Annotated in this window: 20 protein-coding genes; 14 read left to right on the top strand and 6 right to left on the bottom strand. The window is 49.3% G+C overall.

Annotated elements, in window-relative coordinates; all coding sequences use genetic code 11:
• Positions 1–322 precede the first annotated feature (322 nt).
• The 3 genes from truC to CX664_RS24465 all read left to right on the top strand — a co-directional run bounded on the left by truC (position 323) and on the right by CX664_RS24465 (position 2,849).
• Positions 323–1,075, top strand: coding sequence for a tRNA pseudouridine(65) synthase TruC (gene truC / locus CX664_RS24475; protein ID WP_101749226.1), 753 nt, complete (start codon positions 323–325; stop codon positions 1,073–1,075).
• A 30-nt stretch (positions 1,076–1,105) separates the two neighbouring features.
• Complete coding sequence (locus tag CX664_RS24470) at positions 1,106–1,540, top strand: hypothetical protein (RefSeq protein ID WP_101749225.1); 435 nt, start codon at positions 1,106–1,108, stop codon at positions 1,538–1,540.
• 259 nt (positions 1,541–1,799) lie between these two features.
• Positions 1,800–2,849 (top strand): Fic family protein, encoded by a 1,050-nt coding sequence (locus tag CX664_RS24465; protein WP_101749224.1) that lies wholly within the window; start codon positions 1,800–1,802, stop codon positions 2,847–2,849.
• Between the two features lie 98 nt (positions 2,850–2,947).
• On the opposite strand, the gene CX664_RS24460 is transcribed toward CX664_RS24465, so the two are convergent.
• Together CX664_RS24460 and CX664_RS24455 are read right to left on the bottom strand one after the other, a co-directional pair.
• Positions 2,948–3,856 (bottom strand): ankyrin repeat domain-containing protein, encoded by a 909-nt coding sequence (locus tag CX664_RS24460; RefSeq protein ID WP_146000310.1) that lies wholly within the window; start codon positions 3,854–3,856, stop codon positions 2,948–2,950.
• Positions 3,857–4,010: 154 nt separating this feature from the next.
• Entirely contained in the window at positions 4,011–4,544 is a 534-nt protein-coding gene (locus CX664_RS24455; protein WP_101749222.1) for a cytochrome b, read from the bottom strand.
• A 196-nt stretch (positions 4,545–4,740) separates the two neighbouring features.
• Here CX664_RS24455 and CX664_RS24450 point away from each other — a divergent pair, with 196 nt between their 5' ends.
• Entirely contained in the window at positions 4,741–5,874 is a 1,134-nt protein-coding gene (locus tag CX664_RS24450; RefSeq protein WP_101749221.1) for a phosphatase PAP2 family protein, read from the top strand.
• A gap of 144 nt (positions 5,875–6,018) precedes the next feature.
• Here the strand turns inward: CX664_RS24450 and can are convergent, their stop codons facing one another.
• On the bottom strand, positions 6,019–6,693 hold the full coding sequence (can, locus tag CX664_RS24445) for a carbonate dehydratase (RefSeq protein WP_101749220.1): 675 nt from the start codon (positions 6,691–6,693) through the stop codon (positions 6,019–6,021).
• 463 nt (positions 6,694–7,156) lie between these two features.
• On the opposite strand from can, the gene CX664_RS24440 reads away from it, so the two are divergent.
• From CX664_RS24440 to CX664_RS24425, 4 genes are all read left to right on the top strand, one after another.
• The gene (locus CX664_RS24440; protein WP_241698171.1) at positions 7,157–8,497 is read left to right on the top strand and encodes a CmpA/NrtA family ABC transporter substrate-binding protein; all 1,341 of its coding nucleotides are present in this window, start codon (positions 7,157–7,159) and stop codon (positions 8,495–8,497) included.
• A gap of 40 nt (positions 8,498–8,537) precedes the next feature.
• On the top strand, positions 8,538–9,554 hold the full coding sequence (locus CX664_RS24435) for an ABC transporter permease (RefSeq protein ID WP_101749218.1): 1,017 nt from the start codon (positions 8,538–8,540) through the stop codon (positions 9,552–9,554).
• A gap of 17 nt (positions 9,555–9,571) precedes the next feature.
• Entirely contained in the window at positions 9,572–10,420 is an 849-nt protein-coding gene (locus tag CX664_RS24430) for an ABC transporter ATP-binding protein (RefSeq protein ID WP_101749217.1), read from the top strand.
• Positions 10,421–10,628: 208 nt separating this feature from the next.
• Entirely contained in the window at positions 10,629–13,451 is a 2,823-nt protein-coding gene (locus tag CX664_RS24425) for a putative Ig domain-containing protein (RefSeq protein ID WP_101749216.1), read from the top strand.
• A 105-nt stretch (positions 13,452–13,556) separates the two neighbouring features.
• Here the strand turns inward: CX664_RS24425 and CX664_RS26015 are convergent, their stop codons facing one another.
• The 3 genes from CX664_RS26015 to CX664_RS24405 all read right to left on the bottom strand — a co-directional run bounded on the left by CX664_RS26015 (position 13,557) and on the right by CX664_RS24405 (position 15,840).
• Positions 13,557–14,189, bottom strand: coding sequence for a hypothetical protein (locus CX664_RS26015; protein WP_146000309.1), 633 nt, complete (start codon positions 14,187–14,189; stop codon positions 13,557–13,559).
• Between the two features lie 144 nt (positions 14,190–14,333).
• Positions 14,334–15,161, bottom strand: coding sequence for an orotidine-5'-phosphate decarboxylase (pyrF, locus tag CX664_RS24410; protein WP_101749213.1), 828 nt, complete (start codon positions 15,159–15,161; stop codon positions 14,334–14,336).
• 79 nt (positions 15,162–15,240) lie between these two features.
• Positions 15,241–15,840: a glutathione S-transferase family protein gene (locus CX664_RS24405; RefSeq protein ID WP_101749212.1), complete on the bottom strand. Its 600-nt coding sequence runs from the start codon at positions 15,838–15,840 to the stop codon at positions 15,241–15,243.
• 214 nt (positions 15,841–16,054) lie between these two features.
• Here CX664_RS24405 and CX664_RS24400 point away from each other — a divergent pair, with 214 nt between their 5' ends.
• The 6 genes from CX664_RS24400 to CX664_RS24375 all read left to right on the top strand — a co-directional run.
• Positions 16,055–16,324: a hypothetical protein gene (locus CX664_RS24400; protein WP_219622294.1), complete on the top strand. Its 270-nt coding sequence runs from the start codon at positions 16,055–16,057 to the stop codon at positions 16,322–16,324.
• A gap of 349 nt (positions 16,325–16,673) precedes the next feature.
• On the top strand, positions 16,674–17,270 hold the full coding sequence (locus tag CX664_RS24395) for a hypothetical protein (protein ID WP_101749211.1): 597 nt from the start codon (positions 16,674–16,676) through the stop codon (positions 17,268–17,270).
• Positions 17,271–17,363: 93 nt separating this feature from the next.
• Positions 17,364–17,825, top strand: coding sequence for a nucleoside deaminase (locus tag CX664_RS24390; protein WP_101749210.1), 462 nt, complete (start codon positions 17,364–17,366; stop codon positions 17,823–17,825).
• 303 nt (positions 17,826–18,128) lie between these two features.
• Positions 18,129–19,892, top strand: coding sequence for a type I secretion system permease/ATPase (locus CX664_RS24385; RefSeq protein WP_180966621.1), 1,764 nt, complete (start codon positions 18,129–18,131; stop codon positions 19,890–19,892).
• Position 19,893: 1 nt separating this feature from the next.
• On the top strand, positions 19,894–21,219 hold the full coding sequence (locus CX664_RS24380; RefSeq protein ID WP_101749208.1) for an HlyD family type I secretion periplasmic adaptor subunit: 1,326 nt from the start codon (positions 19,894–19,896) through the stop codon (positions 21,217–21,219).
• Between the two features lie 70 nt (positions 21,220–21,289).
• A partial coding sequence (locus CX664_RS24375; protein ID WP_180966620.1) for a VCBS domain-containing protein occupies positions 21,290–22,583 on the top strand: 1,294 nt, incomplete at its 3' end.

The following is a 22,583-nucleotide window of genomic DNA, read 5'->3' as shown; positions in this document are numbered from 1 at the left end:
TGCGTTGCTCTAGCTCCTGCATCCATGCAGTCGTGCTTCGTTACAACTCCGGTCACATAGCTACGGCTATGCTCCCTCCGTTGTGCCTCGCATAGCACCTGCCCAAGTAGCCAGAAATATGTGATTCCATATGGCCAGCTACTTATTAAGGGGTTAAGCAATAGTGAAGATGTATAGCGACCAAAGAACAGAAAAGTGAAAGAGTGTCGGGACAGTTAATGACCATAAGCGGCAAATAATCGCTTTTTTTTAACTGTCACTTTTCCAGCACTGTTCTGATTTATCAGTTATTCTTGTGGACTTTTTTTGTCGGACAAAAGGCATGATCGAAGCGCCTGCGGAACAACTTGATATTATCTATCAGGATCAATGGCTGGTGGCTATCAACAAACCCTCCGGCTTGCTGGTGCACCGCTCCATGATTGATCGTCATGAAACCCGCTTTGCCATTCAGCTATTGAGGGATCAGATCGGTCAACCTGTGTTTCCCCTGCACCGGCTGGATAAACCAACGTCTGGAGTGCTTGTGTTTGCCCTGTCGTCCGAAGTTGCCAAACGGGCAGGTGAGCAGTTTCAGGAAGGCCGGATCAGTAAAATCTATCATGCCATTGTCAGGGGCTATGTGCCCCAGTCCGGTGTGATTGACCACCCGTTGAAGGAAAAACTGGATAAAATAGCCGATCGCAAGGCACGTCAGGATAAACCTGCCCAGGAAGCGGTCACCGAATATCATCGGCTGGCGACGGTTGAGCTGCCAATAGCCATTGATCGATACCCATGCAGCCGCTATTCGCTGATGGAGGCAAAGCCCAAAACCGGTCGCAAGCACCAGATTCGTCGGCATTTGAAGCATATTGCCCATCCTGTTATTGGTGATGCAAAACACGGCAAGGGAAACCATAATCGGTATTTTGCCGAGAACTTTGCTGCGAACCGATTACTGCTGCATTGTTCTGTCATGGCAATGAACCACCCGGTTACCGATAAGCCCATCACTTTTTATGCGCCGATGGATAGTGTTTTTGATCAACTTCTGCAGCGATTTGGCTGGACAATGCCAAATCCCACGGTATAAATGCCCTTTTGAGCGAATTGAGGTATACCCATGAAAAACATCATGTCTGGAATGCTGGTGTCGCTGGCAATTTTTCTGGCTGGTTGTGCATCCACCCAGGAGTCACAGCAGGTTAATGCAGAAAAGCCGGAAGCAGCCGTAACCCGTCAGTTTACCGGTTCCACCATGACCCCGGATCCTGTTATGCAGCAGGTGATGGCGTTGAGCCAGGCAGGTGTCCTGAAGGATGTTCGCATGACCCGCTCTATTCCTGCCCAGATCACCGCAACCGGACCTGAGAATGTTCTGGCTTGCATCGCTACGGAAGGGAGCCGCTGGCTGGAAGAGCACCAGGAGTGTGAGTTCATGGCAGAAGAAACCTGTACACAGCTGGGTGGTGAATTCAGCCCTTGTGCATCGTCCTGTCGAAATGATCCGGACGCCATGGTGTGCAATTTGATGTGTGTGCAAGTCTGTCAGTTTTAATCCATCGATCTCGCAAAGTCATCGGGTTGGTTTTGCGAGCGACCTTTCTCTTTCCTTAAATTTCCCCTTGAAGTGTTTGTCTAACCTCAGTCCTGCTGATGGATAGGTGTTTTTACGAGTTTGATTAAATATTATCCAATAAATATCCTATTTATGAGTTTTTCTTAAATTTCTTAATTTAATGGGTAATAATTAAAGCTGCGGTTTGTTTCTCAGCATTGTACCCGATAAATACCTATTATATTTTTAGTCGTATTGTATGAAAACACTGCAGCATTTATCCGGTTATGCCTTCAGCAGTTATCAGCTGGGCCTGTTCAGGCAACTGGGAGAGTTCAGAGGCCGCCAGCTGGTCACTATTCGTCAGCAGCCGGAGGTTATGGATACGCTCCGTCAGGTTGCGGTACTGGAGTCTGTGGAATACAGCAGCCGGTTGGATGGCATTGTCGCTTCAAGAGAGCTGGTTCGTAAGCTGGTGCACCGGGAATACCGTCCGACTGCACCGGTTGAAAGGCAGGTTGCCGGCTACCGTGATGGCCTGGAGATTGTGGTTGAGCCGGGCGAACACATGACCCTGTCGGTTAGCCTTATCCGCCAGCTGCATGCCATGTTATATGCCCATGTGCCTCACGAAGGCGGACGCTGGCGGGTTACCAATAAAGAGATTGTTGAGCGGGACAGCAAGGGGCAAAGAATCGGTGTTTTATATCGAACCATGCCTGCCAGGGCCATTGCCGGGGCCATGGACGAGCTGGTTGCCTATTACCATGAAGGACTTCAGCACCAGGTTGAGCCTCTGCTGCTGATACCAATCGTGGTGTTGGATTTTCTCTGTATTCATCCTTTCAGCGATGGCAATGCCCGTATCGCCTGGTTGATCATGGCGATGATGCTGGCGCTTAACGGATATCAGGTGGCCCAGCTGATTAGCCTTGAGCGGATTCTGGTGAAGCATGAACAGGCCTATACAAGGGCGTTACAGTTGAGTGTAAAAGGCTGGCATGAAGGGCAGCACAATCCGATGCCATGGATCGATTTTTTCCTGAATACCCTGATTCGTGCTTACGATGAGCTGGAAGATAAAATTCATACTCTGCAGTGGCAGGGCAGTCGTGCGCCCAAATCGCAGTTGGTAAGGATGGCCATTGAGCAGACCAGCCATGCTTTTTCCATTGCGGATATCTGCCTGCAAATCCCCACGGTCAGTCGGGAACTGGTCAAAAAGGTGGTTCAGCAGATGCGCGTTGAAGGCTTGCTGGAACCAGTAGGCAGAGGGCGTGGTGCCCAGTGGCAAAAGCGTAATTCCTGACCGGGCAGCGCGAAAACGGCGAAGGAAAGTAAATCAGTAAAGAAGTCATCTCTTATGAGCGAGGTGGCTTCTATGCCTTTTCCTGATCTGAACGTGTTCTAAAGCTCCTCTTTTTCAAACACAAAGATGCCGTCCTGCAAGGATACCCGGCCTCCGTCATATCGAGCAGCATTCCAGTCTATTGTTGAGCCGTAGTTGGTTTGCAGGTATTGATAAAGTGCAACATTATTTTGGTCAGCAAGGTAATGAATGAGCGTTTTTCCGGAACATTTGTCCTGATGATTGGGATTTGCACCACATTTAATCAGTAAATCAACAACCGGGAACTGATCTTCCTTGACAGGGTTATGTTGGCTTACAAAAAAAAGAAGACTATTTAACCCCCCATTCCATGTTTCTGCATTGAGAGCGGCTGGCAAGCTCTGGTTTCCCTGTTTGATGAGTTGAAGTAGCAGGTTAAGCGTTTCTATCTTCCCGTACTCGCAAGCAAAATGAATGGCTGTTCTACCATTTCCCTCATGTATAAAGACAGAGGCACCATTTTCAAGTAAAAAATTGATCATCGGAAGGTCATTATTATGGATCGCAACATGTAATGGTGTTTGTCCTAAATGATTTTGTTGATTTAAATCACTGTTAAAATGTTGGGGCAAGGCATTTTTCCATAATTGAGCCACTGGCAGTTTTTCATGCACCGCTGCCATATGTAAAAGAACATCCCCATCCTTATCAGGATATTCCCCAATTAAGGTCATTAACTGTAACTGAGTGTTTGCAGGTAATTTAGGTGGGCATTCAACGGGATATGAAGCTCTTTGGAGTAAAGTACGCTGGCGAGATTCATCCCTCTCGGCTTGATGACAGGATGTCGTAATGCTTGCCAGTCGCTCTTCCAGACCTGCACCACTGTTGGCAGCACTGCCTGCACCACTATTGGCATCACTGGTAGAGAGATATCTATTTTCGTGAGTGGGGGCAGATAAGAGCGGTTTTGCATTGGTATCCAAAATATCCTCCTCAATTTTAGACACGTTAAAACCGTTTAGACCAATATCAGAGTCGATAGTTTCAGAAGGCGTGATTATAAGTAGTTAACCAAATGAAATCGTATTTTCTGTTTTCCCGGATCAGCACCTTAACCGGAGCTGACCCGGGGAGCTTTTAAAGCATCCGATGCAGAACATCATGCTCAGGCTTATCGAAGTAACGATGTTTAATGGTGGCCAGAATGTGCAGTACCACAATGCCCAGCAGAACATAGGGAATAATGACGTGGATATCGTGGAGTCGGCCCGCCAGCTCAGGATTCTTTTCCAGGAAGCTGGGCATGACCAGGTTGAACAGCGGCACCTTACGACCGGCAGCGTCAGACATCAGGTAGCCACTCACCGGTACCAGGAACATAAAGAGGTAGAGGAGCCAGTGCACCAGTGTCCCCAGTTTTTTCTGATAAGTCGGCATGCTGTCTGGCAGTTTCGGAATCTTGCTGGCCCAGCGAATCACCAGACGGGCGAATAACAGGAAGATCACCAGAACACCGAAGGATTTATGTAAGTGGTAAATGTCGTATTTATAGCTGACGTTGTCTTCCAGGCCGACCATATACCAGCCAGCACCAATGATGCCCAAAATAAGAAGACCGACAGTCCAGTGCATCAGGCGCATGAGTACGGGGTATTTATCAGAGTTGCTCATCGGTTTGCCCTGCTTTTTTTAGTTAATGGATATCATAATTTATTATAGTGTTTTGGTGCTATATGAATTCATAGAGCTCGTCTCAAAGCGTAACCGTTGCTGAAAAATCCTGGTTGAGTCTTTTCGCTTCAGGCAAGGAACTTTGTGATGGCAATCCGAGACTAACGAGTAGGCAGATAAAGTTAGATCTTTGCTTATGAATATTGTCTCAACAACACCATTGCAAGCCTGTCGTGACGTTTCAGAAAACACTTTTGACCCGTCCATCCACAAGCCTGATGATGCCAAACAGTCCAGAGGATTTGGTGCTGTCCTCAGATCCGGGGTCACGTCTATATTGCAACGGGCCGGGGCGGATGACCAACTCTGGCTCCGACAGGCACAGGAAGGAGGCAATCGCCTCATGACTCGCCTGATGTCTGCGGTACCTGTTGTTTATTCCTTGCTGATCATCAATAGCCTGCCCACCGCTAACGGTTGTGAATGGGGGCCTTCAGGCTTACGAAATGGAACACTGTCGGCGAATCCTCACCTGGGTTTTCCTGAGCCGGAAGTGGAGTGGGCCGATGTGGCAAGTGATGTTGTATTGTATGGTGGCTGTGCGACGGTGGTTGCCAGCCACATTGCCAGATTCGTAGCACGGCTCTATGCCGGTAAACAGTCAAGTGAGCAGGTGCCGGAACCGGGTCGTATGGAAAATAATGTCAAGGAGCTGGCGAAAAAAATGCTCCGTACAGAGGCCAGTGAAGTGGTGAAATCCGTGGTCTTGGTGGCAAGTGTCGTCGGTATTATTGATTATTTGAAAATGAAAATTGATAGAGAACGTCCCTATGTCCTGAATCCTGACTATATCCATGGAAATCTGTGCATGGACCCGGATGATTTCAAGGCCATGCCCTCGGGGCATGCGTCAGTTTCGGCTATTGCCTGGTCGCAGGTTGTTCTTAATGTTATAGATACTGCGGCGATGTCTTCCCCGGCCTTCAAGCGCTTGCTGTCAAAAATGGCAGTCTTCTCAAACCAGCCGCTTTCTTCACCGGCCGGGAAGCGGGTTATTGCCTTTGCAGGTGCCATGGGTTTTGGAGCCCTGGCTGGGGCATTAAGGGTTCTGGCGGCCAAACATGATGTTATTGATGTGTCCGTCGGCGCGGGTATAGGCATCATTGCCGCTGCTTGCTCCCCATATATTCGCAGTGGTGTTTTTAACCATGGCGCTGTAGTGGATAAAAATACCGGATATTACTATGACGATGACGTGTATAGTCGAGCTGTTGAAGCAGGGGGGCCGATGCAGGATAGGGATAATCAAGAGGCAGAGGCGATGGTGTGATGGGATTGATAATACCATCATCATGCAGGTTGGAAGATTGGCAAATTTCAGGAGCCAGCAAGCTTTTTATATGACCAGATGAATGCGGACCACAATGCACCTTGCGACCCGCCCTCGTCTAATGCCATCAGATGTTAAGGGCAATCACCCTTCCAGCTTACTGGCGATGCTCTCAATCGCTGCCGGGTACTGCACATCGATGTCTTCATTGGAACCAACGCTCAGGCCGAGATCCCTGACCAGGCCATCTTTCAAACCATAAACCCAGCTGTTTACGGTCAGTTTCTGGCCGCGATCCCAGGCATCCTGAACGATGGTTGTCTGACAGACGTTCAGCACCTGTTCCAGAACGTTCAGTTCACACATTCTCTGAAACTGCTCATCATCACTGCCAGCATTCTCTAGCAGCTCAGTGTGCTTTTTCTTAACGTCCTGCACATGCCTGAGCCAGTTATCGATCAGCCCCAGTTTGGAGTTGTTCATGGCTTCGCGCACACCGCCACAGCCGTAATGCCCCGTCACAATAATGTGCTCTACCTTCAGGTAGTCCACAGCATATTGGAGGACTGACAGACAGTTCAGGTCGGTATGAACCACCACATTGGCCACGTTTCGGTGCACAAACAGTTCGCCCGGAAGGAGGCCGACGATTTCGTTGGCAGGGACCCGGCTGTCCGCACACCCGATCCAGAGATACTTGGGGGCCTGCTGCTCAGAGAGTTGTTCAAAAAAGCCGGGCTTTTCTTCACGAATGGACTTGGACCATTGGTTATTGTTTTCAAGGAGGTTTGCCAGACTGGACATAGTTTCCTGATCCATATTTCGGTTCCATAACTGGAAAACGTTATAGCAACTCCGCTCTGGCAAAACCAGTACTCAAATGTAAGAGGTTTGTAACCGGGGCATGCGGTGGCGATGTTCCAGATTAGTGCAAGCTCTGGGGTGCCGCTGATGTAGCTGCACCGTTGTTGCTATCTCTGAAGTTTTCTTACGGGCTTAAATAGGCAGGGTATTTGTCCGCCAGAATAAGCTAACACTAATAAATTCAGCTGGTTATCAGGTTTTCTGGCATTTGGCATGTTTTCTGCTCAACCACCGGCAGTCGATCTCTGTGCGTTGACTGATACCGGAAAAGAGTGATGCCTGATTACGGTGATCACAGTTCAAGGCACAGAGATCAGTTATCCAGGGGAGGGGAATAATGAAGTGGTTCAAGCCTTTTAAGAAGGCATCGGTTCAGCAGGCTGCCAGGTTAGGTAAGGTTGCTGCCATCAGTGCCGTCATGGGGGTGAGTGCTTTCACCGGGCAAGCCAGCGCCAAGGCAGACTTTGAGCTTGGCTATCCGGAAAAGGAAGAACTGACCATTGGCTTTATCAAGCTGACCGATATGGCACCCATTGCCATTGCTTACGAGAAGGGCTTTTTTGAAGATGAAGGGCTCTACGTCACCATCGAAGCCCAGGCAAACTGGAAGGTGCTGCTTGATGGCGTGATTGACGGGCGTCTGGATGGTGCCCACATGCTGGCTGGACAGCCTCTGGCGGCCACCATGGGCTTTGGTACCAAGGCCAATATCATTACACCATTCTCGATGGACCTGAATGGTAACGGGATTACGGTGTCCAATGAGATCTGGGCCCAGATGAAACCCAATATCCCCAAAATGGCCGATGGCCGACCTCAGCACCCGATCAAGGCGGATGCCCTGAAACCGGTGGTTGAGAAATTCCAGTCTGAAGGCAAGCCGTTTAATATGGGGATGGTTTTTCCCGTCTCTACCCACAATTATGAACTTCGCTACTGGCTGGCCGCTGGTGGTATTCACCCCGGATTTTATGCGCCCCATAAAGGGGATACCTCTGGCCAGATCGATGCCGATGCCTTGCTCTCCGTCACACCACCACCGCAGATGCCATCCACCATGGAGGCTGGCACTATCTATGGTTACTGTGTCGGCGAACCCTGGAATCAACAGGCGGTCTTCAAGAATATCGGCGTGCCGGTGGTGACCGATTATGAGATCTGGAAAAACAACCCGGAGAAGGTGTTCGGGATTACCGAGGAGTTTTATAACAAGTACCCCAATACCACCATACGCCTGACACGGGCCCTGATCCGCGCAGCCCAGTGGCTGGATGCCAACGATAATGCCAACCGGCCTGAAGCGGTGAAAATCCTGTCACAATCCAACTATGTGGGCGCTGATTATGAAGTCATTGCCAACAGTATGACCGGCACCTTTGAGTACGAGAAAGGCGACAAACGACCAGTAGAAGATTTCAATGTGTTCTTCCGCCACAACGCCACTTACCCCTACTACTCCGATGCGATCTGGTATCTCACCCAAATGCGCCGCTGGGGGCAGATTGCAGAAGACAAGAGCGATGAGTGGTACAAAGAGCTGGCAGCCAAAGTCTATCGTCCGGACATCTATGAAAAAGCGGCACTGTCGCTGGTGGATGAAGCTCTGGTTAAGTTGCAGGACTTTCCGGACTTCGAGTCAGAAGATGGCTTCCGTGATCCACAGACACACTTCATCGACAACCTGGTCTACAACGGCAAAAAGCCAAACGACTACATCAACCAGTTCAACATCGGTCTGAAGCAGGGTGACAGGATTTGATCCTGTTACCTTTTTTAAGGGAAGAGAAGGAGAGTGGATTATGACGGATGCCTCGGTTGTCAGTCAGTCAGTCAATGAGAGCAAGTCATCACCGTTGTCTTTTCTTGCCGGGCCGGGCATTACGGTGAATCCCGGTAAAGTGTTCAGCACGGTACTGATGCCCATCATTGGCATCGTCGTCTTTCTGCTGATCTGGTCTGGCGCTGCACGGAATATTGATACCTCACTGGGTAAATTTCCCGGGCCAGTGGCGGTGTGGGAGCAGTTTGGCTCCCTCTACCAGGAGCATGTCACCGAACGGGAAAAGGCAGAAGCCTTCTATCAGCGGCAGGAAAAACGCAATGCTGCCCGTGTCGCCAAAGATCCTGACTATGTGCCAAAAATCCGGGCCTATACCGGCAAGGAAACCTTTCTTGATCAGATCGTTACCAGCCTGGTCACCGTGATGAGCGGTTTTCTGCTGGCAGCCCTGGTTGCCATACCCCTGGGTATCGCCATCGGTCTTAATAAAACCCTGAATGCCGCGGTGAACCCGATCATTCAGATATTCAAACCGGTTTCACCCCTGGCCTGGTTGCCGCTGGTGACCATGGTTGTCAGTGCACTCTACATCAGCCCTGATCCTCTGGTAGCCAAGTCTTTTTTAAATTCGATGATCACCGTGATGCTCTGCTGTCTGTGGCCCATGGTGATTAACACGTCGGTGGGTGTCTCTTCCCTGGACCGTGACTTGATAAACGTCAGTCGTGTATTGCGACTGCCTGCCCTGAAACACGTTCAGAAAATTGTCCTGCCCGCATCGGTACCGATGATTTTTACCGGCATGCGACTCTCCCTCGGAGTTGCCTGGATGGTGCTGATTGCGGCAGAAATGCTGGCTCAAAACCCCGGGCTGGGCAAATTTGTCTGGGATGAGTTTCAAAATGGCAGCTCAAATTCGCTGGCACGCATTATGGTTGCCGTGATCGTCATTGGTGTGATTGGCTTTGGCCTTGATCGTGCCATGCTGGCCATCCAGCGTTTTGCCTCCTGGGATAAAAGCAAAGCCACTCATTAATAAAGGGAGCCCTGCTCATGAGCACACTGCTGGATATCAGTCATATCGATATGGTGTTTGATACACCGAAAGGCCCTTTTACCGCACTCAAAGGAGTTGACCTGAAAATCGCCAAAGGGGAGTTTGTCTCACTGATTGGTCATTCAGGCTGCGGTAAATCAACCGTATTGAATATTGTCGCCGGGCTTCTGCAGGCCAGCAGTGGTGGTGTGATTTTAAATGGCCGGGAGGTGTCTGAGCCTGGCCCGGATCGGGCGGTGGTTTTTCAGAACCACTCACTGCTGCCCTGGCTGACCGCTTACCAAAATGTTGAGCTGGCGGTGAAACAGGTGTTTGGTCGTACAAAAACCAGGGCAGAGATCAAAGAGTGGATTGAGCATAACCTTCAGCTGGTGCATATGGATCATGCCATGCATAAGCGTCCGGATGAGATCAGTGGCGGCATGAAACAGCGGGTGGGTATTGCCAGGGCACTGGCCATGCAGCCGGAAATCCTGTTGATGGACGAACCCTTTGGTGCCCTGGATGCCCTGACCCGCGCCCACATGCAGGACTCTCTGATGGAAATCCAGCAGGAGCTGAATAACACGGTCATCATGATCACCCATGATGTCGACGAAGCGGTTCTGTTATCCGATCGTATTGTGATGATGAGCAATGGCCCCGCTGCAACGGTGGGCGAGATTCTCGAGATCAACCTGGAAAGACCCCGAGGCCGGTTGGAGCTGGCACAGGATCTGGAATATACACGACTGCGTTCCGAAGTATTGAAATTCCTGTATGAGAAGCAAAGAAAGGTTGAACCCATGGTTAAACCCAGGGCCAGGAAAAAAGTGCAGAAAAGCAGGCAGCATGAAGCTGCTTAGGAATAGTCTTGAATCATTTCCACATTTTGGAGCCACCAAACTCCGTTCGTCCTGAGGCAGATTGAATGATTCAGAACCCTTCAATAAATACTTTATTATCACTGCCGGGCTTGTGAAAGTTGCAGAACACGCTTGACGACATTCGTCATATAAAAAGAGAATGTAGTGGCAAATAAATAATAACGAAATAACCATCAGGATAACGGACTTGTTAACAATAAAAAGGAATCTTGCTGCGCTGGCAACGGCAGTGGCATCGGCCCTGGTATTAACCGGTTGTGGTGGGGGCGGCAGCTCTTCAGGCACAGGATCCGGTGGCAGTACATTCAGTATTACCGCGATGGATGGGTATTTGAAAAATGCCGATGTGTGGGTAGATGCTAATGACAACCTTAATGATGGTTGTGAACTGGATCTGGGACTGGAAACCGGTGATGGCGGTCTCGTGAATATTCCCATCGAGTATCAGGATAATACCATTTGTATTAAAGCCATAGCCGGTAAAACAATTGATGAAGACCAGGGCCCTGTTGAACGTACTCTCGAATTAAAAGCACCCGCTGGTGAGACCATTGTCAGCCCGTTGACCGATCTGGTGGTAGAGCAACTGGAAGAGGATGATTCTTTAACGGTAGATGAAGCTAAAAATAAAGTAATTGAAGAGCTTGTTGGTTTGACTGGCGTCACCGCTGAGGATGTATTTGGGGATTTTGTTGCAGCAAAGAAGAGCGGCGATGATAAAGGGAAGGCAATCAATATTATTGCTGAGATTCTGTATGAGGAAGATGCCAAAGATTCCGACCTGACACTAACAGAGAAGCTGGCGATTGTTAAAGAGGTGTCGGAAGATGCGCAGGACGCCATCGACTCTACCGATATTGACGATTTCAAACCGGCTGTTTCAGTCGCTAATGATGGTAGGGTGACTTCAACGCCAAACAGTCTTCCAACCGTAACCGGGAATGCGAGCAGCGCAGCCCAGAATATTAATCTGGGTGATGCATTCCCCCCTTTATCAGTAGCAAACTGGTTCGAAGATGATGATAACGATGCCTTGACATACGAATTGGAGATCGAATCGGAGTCAAATTCTACCCTGGTAATTGACGCAAACTCTGGCTCTATTACTGGAACACCGCCTGCCGCAGGCACTTACAAAATCTATGTTTATGCCCGGGATGTCAAAGGCGTTCGCTCCTATCCTGCCGTTTTTGCTCTGAACGTTATCGCACCCAATACGCCGCCCATGGTAGATGATGATGAAAAAAATTCTATCCAGTCTGTGATCAACGACCTTGGGCTGAAACAAGGTATCGAGGTTAATCAAACCATCTCTATTGATGGGCTCTTTACCGATGCAGACGGAGATACATTGACCATTACTGTCAATGACAATATTGCCGGACTGGACATTACCTACGACAATGATCAGCTGATATTCAGCGGCACCCCTACAGTCAACACTGTAAATAACCCATTGTCCTTTGTGGTCAATGCTGGTGATGGCGTACATGTTGATACTATTGCAGCCGAGTTCAATTTGACCATTCTAGAAGGTATAGGCTCACACCCGCTGGAAGACACAGTCTGGTACCAGATTGAGCGAGGTTCCGATGATGATGATGCCGATAGTGGAAACGACTACACTCGTGTATGGTGTGACACGCTGGAATTTTCCGGTGGCATTGTCTACCTGAATACTCGCACCGCTGCCAATCGCACGACGTGTACGGATAAGCCAACTGGAGCCGGGAATTACACCGTTGAGTCTGGCAAGATAAAGATAACCTGGTCTGATGATCAGTCAACAGCGGAGCTTTCATTGCTCAGTGACAGTTTTGCATCCGCTGGTAACGGTACATTGGTACAGTACTCTGAAACTGGTGAAGGAACCGAAGCACTGACCTGGTTTGAAAACAAGGCCAACGCAGAAGCCAGAATCCAGCTGACCAGCGCCATGCCGGAAGAAAATGGTGATTTCCAGTACTACCGGAAAAATGGTAACAGCTATGAATTAGGCGAGGTTTCCGTGACTCTGGGCTTGCCTGGGTCTGATAATGGAGATCTTGATATCGATCTGTATTTTGATGGCCTGCCTACCAGCGGCACCTGTGAAGAGCGGGTGGAAAACCTGTTCCGCAGCTTTGCTATTGCAAGAAGTGACTTCGCTGATCCGTTGAGTGTTGACACGGAATACTTTGTTGAGGATGCAGACAGCTGTATCGTCGATTTTGATATTTTAGGCTCAACCCAGGAAGACCAGATTCTTGGCGTGATTGCCTATGCCAATGATGCCCTCGAAGCGGAGATGAGCAGTCTGTACTTCAACATCCAGCAGAACTATCTGCCAGAAGTAACGGCCAGTGGCCTGAACAGCTTTCTCATCGGCAGCTCTGCCACTGACTACCGCTTTATAGCGAGTCTGAACGAAGTGGAGTTTGGTGACGAAGGTGTTCTTGAGGCTTCTCTCTATCAGGGCCAAGCCTGCCAGAAGGCTGATAGCGGACCTGATGTTTGCTTTCCATACTCTGTGGATGGTGACCGGCTGACTACTATTGATAATGATGGAGCAGAAACCGATCAGTTCCTTTATGTCTCTCAAGAGAATGCCTTTGCTGTTCCCATTGATTCCGGTGATCTGATTGCCTGGTCAAAAGCTGATTTCACCAATGCAGGCTGGACCACGGCGCAGTTGACCGGTAAAACCTGGTATTACGTTGACGATGACAGTACCACCGATGACGCTGATCCAATGATCGTTGAATTTGCTTTTGGTAATGGAACGGTAGTAATGGACGGTGATACTGACAATGCCATGAATTGGAGCATTAGCGGCGGGGTGCTGACCATTGACTTCCCGGTTGGAGACTCTGATCTGATCTTAGACCGTCTGGCTGCAACCGGTGACGTGGTTATTGCCACCAATACCGCAGTCAGCAACAAACCCGTGATTATGACCGAGGATGAAAACCTGGCCACCGGCATTTATCTGCAATGGCTGGAGCGCATCCGCGTGAAACCACAACAATAAGCAGGTTGTTTTCTATCCCGGACCCGGTTCCTGCGTAAAGCGTGGTAACCGGGTCTTTTGCATCTGGCTTGAAAAAATAAAACAGGGCACAGATTTATATCCTGATCACTCACCCTCCGGCCTGGCACCCAATTGCACAAGATATTCATGAAGATCATCAATCAAGCTTTGTAACTCTTGTTTCACCTTTTCGGGAGGTTTTGCAGATGGTTCTGTTGGCTGCTGTGTGGTCGCTGATGCTGTGGGGTTTTGGCCAATGGCCCTGAACTCTTGCTCCCATGGTGCACAAAAGCGATCACTATAATAACGAAGGTCTTGCATGCTCTGACTTTCGGCACGGACTTTTGCCGGTTGACAGTGTTGATTTGATAAGAGAGGGGAACTATACGGCCTGGGTTGACATGTCTGGATCTGATGTTCTGCTATTTTCCCTTCAAAAAATAATGTTTTGTCTTTGACTCTTTCCACTGAATCATCAGCAGCAGGATGTGTTGTCGATGGTTTCTGACGGACTGAAACTTCCGGATCTGAATGCCGGGAGGCTCGCAAAGACGCTAAAGGTTTTGATGGATCATGATCTCCCCTGGTCTGACCATCCGGGAGTATTTTTTCCGGCTCTTCTCTTCGCAAACTCCTGTTCAGTGCTTGTACTTCTGATTGGTTATCTGTTGACGGTCGGTGATCAGGAAAACTGGTTGAGTGGTCAACAGTGAAGGGTATTGGTGACGATCGGTCCATAGAACAACCTTGTTAGGCAAATTTAAAGAAGTTACCCATGAAAGAGACACCAATCTGATCGTGGTGTTCATGTCGACGTGAGAATAATTTTTGCTAAATTACCGATGGCTATTAACGACTCTCATTAATAGCCATCAGCATGGGCTATCTATAGAGGTTTACCTGATCCCGTAATTCCATCGCTGCGTTCCTTGCGGCTTCTGCAAAGTCATCGCCACCACTGGCATAAATAATGCCACGGGATGAGTTCACAATAATTCCCTGGCCTTTGCTGTTCAGGCCATTTTTAACGGTTGCTGCCACATCGCCACCCTGAGCGCCAAGGCCCGGCACCAGGAACGTCATATCTCCGGTAATGTCCCGAATACGCTTTAGCTCCGTTGGGTTTGTGGCACCAACAACCAGCAGGATATTGTTATGCTTATTCCACTGCTCCTGACACATCCGGGCAATCACTTCATACAGCATGGCCGACTCGCCATTGGCCTGGCGGACCGACAGGTTCTGAATAGCTGCGGCACCGGGGTTTGAGGTGCGGCACAGAACCACCGTTCCCTTATCGGCATAGCTTGAGAATGGCTCTATGGTATCAATCCCCATATAGGGGTTTACGGTAACCGCATCGGCCTGATAACGCTCAAAGGCTTCAATGGCGTACTGGCTGGCTGTGCTGCCAATATCGCCACGCTTGGAGTCGAGAATGACCGGGATAGTTGGATATTGAGTACGAATGTAATCAATGGTCATGGCCAGCTGATCTTCAGCACCATGGGCATGATAATAGGCCGCCTGGGGCTTATAACAGCAGACCAGGTCGGCGGTTGCATCAATAATGGCTTTATTGAATGCAAAGATGGGCTTATCCATCGCCTGAATAGCGGCAGGAAAGCGCTCAGGTGAAGGGTCAAGGCCAACGCACAACAGTGTGTTGTTTTTCTCCATGGCAGCCTGAACCCGATCAAGAAACCCCATTGTTAACCTCAGCGTTAGGTAAAAAGTGCTGAGCGGGGAGTCTAGCAGTATCCGTTACCTTTATACATGCTTTGGTGGGTTACCCCATTTTCACATGCTTTGGATGTTCCCTGACCCGTTTAAGCCAGGCCATGATAAAAGGAAAATCGGTCAGACCATACCCGCCCTCCGGTGCAATATGCGTGTAGCCATACAGGCTGATATCAGCGATGGTCATCTGGTCACCAACCAGCCAGTCATGATGCTCCAGGTGCGTTTCCATTACCTGTAGTGCCTTGTAGCCACTGGCTTTCTTGGCCTGCAGAGCGGCCTCATGCTTTTTCGGTCTGCCAAGGAATTTCACGATAAACCTGGCCGTTGCAATATAAGGCTCGTGACTGTATTGCTCAAAAAACTGCCATTGGAGAACTTTTGCCCTGAGAAAAGTGTCTGAAGGGAGATAGTCAGTGCCGTCGGCCAGATAGTTCAGAATGGCATTGGACTCCCACAGGTAATTCCCGTCGGGTAATGCCATGACCGGAATCTTGCCATTGGGGTTCATAGCCAGAAACTCATCGGTATGCGTTCCGCCACCCAGAATATTGGTGTGCTCCCACTCACAGTCAATATCCAGGTGGCTCATCAGCAGCTTGATCTTGTAGCAGTTGCCGGACTGGGCATCTCCGTAAACTTTGTACACAGGCTTCCTCCTGCTTGCCAAAATTTTGTCCGACATTGGTACTCTTTATTCGAAGACGGTGCAAGTCTATTTTGTGGAAGAATAATGGGGCGATAAGCTGCCCTTTTCTACGTAGACCAGTAAACGACATTATTCTTTTTCTATCTATAGTGAGCATTCAAATGCCACTCTCGATAGAATGCAGGCTTTCTATAAAATTCCAGGGTGTATGGTAATGATCGATAGTGACGATTTGATGAGTGGTGAGGCCATCATCGAAATAGTTGAAAACCAGCTGGCAGAAAATAACCCACCAAGGGTAAAGGAGACCCTGATGAGGCTGATGCTGGAAGGCGTTGAGCGGGAAGAAGCCATTCAGTACATCGCCTGCGTCCTGTGTGTTGAGCTGCTGGATGTGCTCAATCATCAGACGGCGTTCAATGAACAGCGGTATAACACTAACCTGGATGCTCTACCAGAAATGCCGTGGGCTGAAGATCTTTAAGTAGTAGGGCAGTCTATTCTCGGTCAGCCTCCCACAGAGTTCTAACGCCGCACGACTGCATGGATGCAGGAGCGAGCGCAGGAGCAGTTGCCGGGAGTGACTGATCATGCGGTCAGAAAATATGTTTTATTGGGTTAACTATCTAAGTGGGCCGCTAACCTGACAACGGAATGAATGAAAGGAAAAGGGATCAGGATATAAATTGAACTATCAGTTAATTTGCTTGTCCAAAATCAAAAAAACTTAGTTATTCATAATTAAATTGAATACGCCAGTAGAAAATTAAAACCAAAAAAACCTCTAATTTCATAGAATTATATCAGAGAGAGTAACGAAAAGGAGTTTATCAATGGACACAGTTATTAATGTTGGCCAATCCAAAGATAGTGTTGATTTCGGCAATACAACTGCCAGATTGGATCATAAAAAGGAAAGAGCAGCCTCATTAGCCGGTCGCGATGTTTCTGTTCATGAAGAAAGTCGGCCCCAGCCTTCAAGCCAAAACCCCGTTGGCCCTGAAGAGCATTCCAGTCTTGCAAACTTTGAGATTCAAACGCATGATCCTCAAAAATCGTCCGTCAATTCGGGGCAGGACGACTGGGTGGCTAATCTGGAGAAATTACATCACCCTTCTGTACCTCTGAAATTCGAAGGTTTTATTGAACGTTCTGTTATCGGTTGTTTGGATTTTAAAAAGTTATTGCAGGTCAATATCGATATTATCGGAACCAAACAAGGTGGTGGAATTGGTTTTCATCCTGGAATGTCTTTAGACGGTTCAGCTGACGCCAGGGTTGAAGTGGTAGAGGGAAAAGAGAAAACGATCATTACGTTTATAGATGATTTTGGATGTGAGTCGGCAAAGCTCCATATTGGTAATGAATATTGGGAACATAATTCTCTTTCCAGTCTGATTGATCAGTATAAAATCTACAAACTCATGTGAGCAGGCGTGAATGCATGAAAATTAAACTGCACGACAGTTTTATACAGTCTACACTGCTGATTTAAAGTCGCTGTTAAACATGAGTCATGTTTTATGAATGAGTATTCATCTTTGCTGTTACACAGCATAGAACTGGCAAGGCAAAGTGCTGATCATGGCCAGCTGCCATTTTCAGCACTGCTTGCCCAGGAAGGACGTGTAGTCATAGAAGCGGGAAACACGTCCATTGCCGATAATGATGTGACCCGGCATTCAGTGATGAATCTGATTTCCAGGGCTCACCAGATACTCTCTCAGCATGAACTAGAGCAGTGCACACTGTTCACAAATTCTGAGCCCTGTGCCATGTGTTCTGGCGCTATTTACTGGGCAGGCATCTCTAAAGTCGTATTTGGTTGCAGTGGCAAAACACTCCAGCAAATATCAGGACAGTCTATTGATATAGATTGTCAGGAGATTTTTAAATGCTGCCACCCGACCATCGATGTTGTTGGCCCGATTGAAGAAGAACAAGCCTCCGAGCTGATCATGGAGTTCTGGCCGCATCCGTCATAAAAGTATTACTGCCTGTCTTTTGCTTATCATCCATAAGTTTTTATTATTCCTTCCGCAAAAAATTCTGCTGATCTCAATCGGCTGACTTTCCCGGGTTAAGTGAGTTCGGGTGGTAATAATACTTATAAAATGTTAAAAAATGTGCACGAATTCACATTTTTTACGGATTGGCTAAGGTTGCTTTGATCCGCTGATGATGCCAAAACAGGATTTTTTCGTGCAACGGATAATTTGCCGTGCCCAGAGCCGTAGATTACCCGTCATCCAGCAGTAGCCACGTTTCAACTAACGACAAGAATTAAAGTGCATACAACCAACAAAGAAACCACTTATAACAATAAGCAGGCTTCTCTCTACCCATGGTTCTGGCATGCCCTTGCACCTTATTGGCGTGTCTACAGAGATGTGCTGCTGGCCAGTCTTCTGGTTAATCTCTTTGCCCTGGTATCCCCTCTGTTTGTTATGAATGTATACGACAGGGTTGTTCCTAACCAGGCATTTGAAACTCTGTGGATGCTGGCAACCGGCGTTGTCCTTGCGTTCTTTTTTGAGGCCGTTATTCGGCTGATCCGATCCCGCTATATTGATCTGGCTGGGCGACAGGTTGATCTTACCCTGTCTTCCCGCCTGATGGATCGCCTGTTAGGGCTGAAGCTATCCAGTCGCCCCGGCAGTGCGGGCAATCTTATGAATCAGCTGGCCGAGTTTGACAGCGTTCGCTCTTTTATTACCTCGACAACGGTTATGGCGTTCATCGATTTGCCGTTTGTTGTGCTGTTTCTTGGGCTGGTGGTCTGGCTGGGTGGCTGGCTGGTAATCATTCCGGTTGTTTGCATTGGTATTGCCCTGACCGTGGCCTGGCTGCTGAACAGGCCTCTTCAGTCTGTTATTGCCCGGCAACAGGGGGCTTCAGCCCAGCGGCAGAACTTTTTAATGGAGCTGTTACTCGGGCTGATTTCGGTGAAGAGCTGTAATGTTGAAAGCCAGAATCAGAAGCAGTGGAGCCAAATGAACCGGGAGGTTGCTGATGCCTCGCTTAAAATACGTCATCTGCAGACCATTACCGGCCAGGTCACCACATTAATGCTTCAGCTGAACACCGTTGCACTGGTTATATCCGGTGTTTATCTCATCAGTGTGGGTGATCTTTCCATGGGCGGGTTAATCGCCATCATGATGATTTCCGGTCGTTGTGCTGCCCCTGTCTCACAGGTGATTGGTTTATTGAACCAGTATGAAAAAACAGTGCAGGCACTGGATCATACCGGGCAAATCATGAACCTTCCCCAGGAGTATCCAGAGGAGCGCAAACTGCTCCGGCCTGATAGGTTTCAGGGGCATTTTTATATCAAGAATATGTCGTTTGCCTACCCGAATGCTCCTGACCTGTTGAGTGATATAAATCTGCAGATTCCGGCAGGAACCAGGCTGGCCGTTCTCGGGCGGATGGGTTCTGGAAAAAGCACTTTCCTGCAACTGCTGATGGGGCTCCGGGAGCCTGGCAAAGGGTTGATTGGTGTCGATGGTGTGGATCTTCGTCAGATTGATCCGAACTGGTTCCGCCGTCACGTAGGCTATGTTGGGCAACGCACAGAACTGTTTAACGCGTCATTGCGTGACAACATCACCATGCACCGTGAAGGGATCAGCGACAGCGATATTGTGCGAGCACTGGAGCAGTCCGGTTTGCAGGACATAATCCAGGCGGGCAGTGCAGGCCTGGATTTTATGGTGGGTGAGGGCGGGCGGCATCTGTCCGGTGGTCAGGCTCAGGCTGTTGGCCTGGCACGGGCCCTGGTGACAAACCCGCTGGCCATTATTATGGATGAACCTTCCAGTGCCATGGACTCACAGGCGGAGGCGCGTTTTCGCCAGCTACTTCTGGAACTGAAAGAGACCACCGTCATACTGGTGACACACAAAATGAATCTGCTGGATGCGATGGACCATATTGTGGTGCTTGATCAGGGAAAAATCAGTGTCAGTGGCAGTACCAATGATGTGTTAAGGGGGGCGAACAAGGCTCAACACTCTGCACCGAAGACCGCAGAGGAGGTTGTGACTTGAAATGAGTGACCTCGCCAACCATCAAGGCTCTGGCTGGCATGCTGCCAGCGAGGCGGAAATCAATAAAATCACCAGGGGAAGCCGCCCACTGATCATGACAGTTGCCCTCTGTCTTCTGACTTTTCTCCTCTGGGCAGGCTGGTGTGAGCTGGATGAAATTACCCGTGGAGAAGGCAAAGTGATTCCTTCCAGCCAGGTGCAGAATGTCCAGAATATGGAGGGGGGTATTGTTGATGATATTCTGGTTTCTGAAGGCGAACTGGTGGAGCAGGGGCAGGTGCTGATGGTGATGGACGACACACGGTTCACCTCTACCCGCCAGGGCCAGCTGGCCAATCGTCATGCATTGATGGCCAGAAGGGCTCGTTTGCTGGCAGAAGTGGAAGGCGGAGAGCCGGTCATGCCTGAGTTGCTGACAGCAAACGTGCCGGTGCTTGCCGACCGGGAGAAGGAACTCTTTCATCATCGTCAGCTGGAACTGAGCAGTAGTATTGGTGTTTATCAGCAACAGCTGACCCAGCAGAAGAAACAGACACTTGAGACAAAAGCTCAGCGAGAGATGCTGGCACGCCGCTTTGCGTTGCTGGATGAAGAACTCCAGCTTGCCCGTGATCTATCTGCAGAAGGCGCAGTGTCCAGAGTCGAAGTGCTCCGTCTTGAACGACAGGTCAGTGATACCCGGGGTGAAAAAATCATTGCCGAGAAAAATCTGGAGCGGATCGCTGCACAGCAGGAAGAGACACAACAACGAATTAATGAGGCACGGCTGAACTTCGTCAATAAAGCGCGAGTAGAGTTAAACGAAACCCTTGCCCAACTGCATGAACTCAGCGCAAAAGAAACCGCCGTCAGTGACCAGGTTGAACGTACCCGGGTCAAGGCACCAATGAAAGGCGTGGTAAAGCAGATTCTTGTCAACACCGAAGGCGGTGTTGTCCAGCCAGGTATGGTAATGATGGAGCTTATCCCCGTAGACGACACTCTTGAGGTCGAAGCCAGAATCCGGCCACAGGATATTGCATTTCTGCACCCGGGCCAGAAAGCCACGGTTCGCTTTACCGCCTATGACTTTACTATCCACGGCGGTCTTGATGGAGAACTGACGCATATCAGTGCCGACACCATCACGGATGAACAGGGCGAAAGCTTTTATCTGGCGAGAATCAAAACCGACAAGAGCCACCTGGGCAATGAAGGTGATAACAGCCGCCCCGTTATCGTCGGGATGGTTGCCTCAGTAGATATTTTAACCGGCAAGAAAACACTCCTTGAGTACCTGTTAAAGCCGGTGTTGAGAGCCAGACAGCTGGCCTTCAGCGAACGATAAAAATTTTGATCTGATAATAACAACTGACACAGGGCCGGAGTTGCCCGGGAACAATAAAAAGGAGCCAGTCGTGGACACTATTCAGGAAGCTACTGCCAGCAAATCTGCCGGATCCATTCACTTTGCCATTGGCAAGGTCGAGGCCATTACCCCTGATGGAAATCGTCGTGTACTTCAGGCTGGTGATGTCGTCTACCCAAACGAAACAGTCATAACCGGAGCCGACGGGTTTATTCATATCGACCTGTTTGATGGCCAGGTGCTTGAACTAAGCAATAATGATGAATTCAGCTTTACCGCCTTCTATCAGAATTTCCTGCCAGACGATGCAGAAATAGAAATAGAAGCGGAACAGTTTGAACTTCCGCCAGTCCCGGATACTCCTCTACCCGCAACAGGCCAGTCGGATAGTCAGGTTAATTCAGGTTTTGGCAGCCAGACTATTCTCGATCTCAGCGGTATTCAGGTGGATCCGGAGGCGGGTTTTGATACTTCTGAGCCTGAAGCAGCGATAGAAGGTAGTACAGATTTTACTGCCAATGAGTTATTGAGCCTTGATGAAAATGATGCCCCACAAGCCGTAGATGATATTAGGTCTCTGAGTGAAGGTGGATCGCTATCGGTTAATCGTCTGAACGGTGTAATTAATTCCAATGATATTGACTCTGATGGCGACATTTTGTTCGTAACCGGTATTAGCGCTGGTGGTGTCGATGGGGTAATTGGTCAGCCTCTGATTGGTGCCTATGGGTCGTTAATCATTAATGCTGATGGAAGCTACAGCTATACAGCAGACCAGGAAAGAGCAAATGCGTTAGGTACTGATGAGCTCGGTGTGGAAATTTTCACATACACTGTTAGTGATGGGAGAGGAGGTTTTGACTCTGCTGAGATCAGAGTTCAAATAACAGGCACCAACGACCTGCCCAAAGTCACGGCGGATGAGGTTGCGGGAGCGATTACCGAAGGGAGCATGCTGACCGACAGCGGATCGCTCACCTTTACCGATGTGGACCTGACGGATCGTCCCCAGGCCAGCGAGGCCACCAAAAGCATCACCTCGTCCGTGGCCCTGACCGATGACCAGAAGGCGGCCATCGAGGCGGCGTTCAGCATTACCAACACGGCGGATAACACCAACAACGGTAGCGTCGGCTGGGATTACCGCATCACCGAGGCCGAGCTGGACTTCCTGGGCCAGGGAGAAACCATTAAAGCCGTCTTCACCGTCACGGTGGATGATGGCAACGGTGGCAAGGTTCCGCAGGACGTGACCGTCACCATCACAGGCACCAACGACCTGCCCGAGGTCACGGCGGAGAAGGTTGCGGGAGCGATTACCGAAGGGAGCATGCTGACCGACA

Origin of the sequence: Endozoicomonas acroporae (assembly GCF_002864045.1) — a bacterium.
Taxonomy (GTDB): Bacteria; Pseudomonadota; Gammaproteobacteria; order Pseudomonadales; family Endozoicomonadaceae; genus Endozoicomonas; species Endozoicomonas acroporae.
This window is presented reverse-complemented; position numbering and strand designations above follow the sequence as displayed.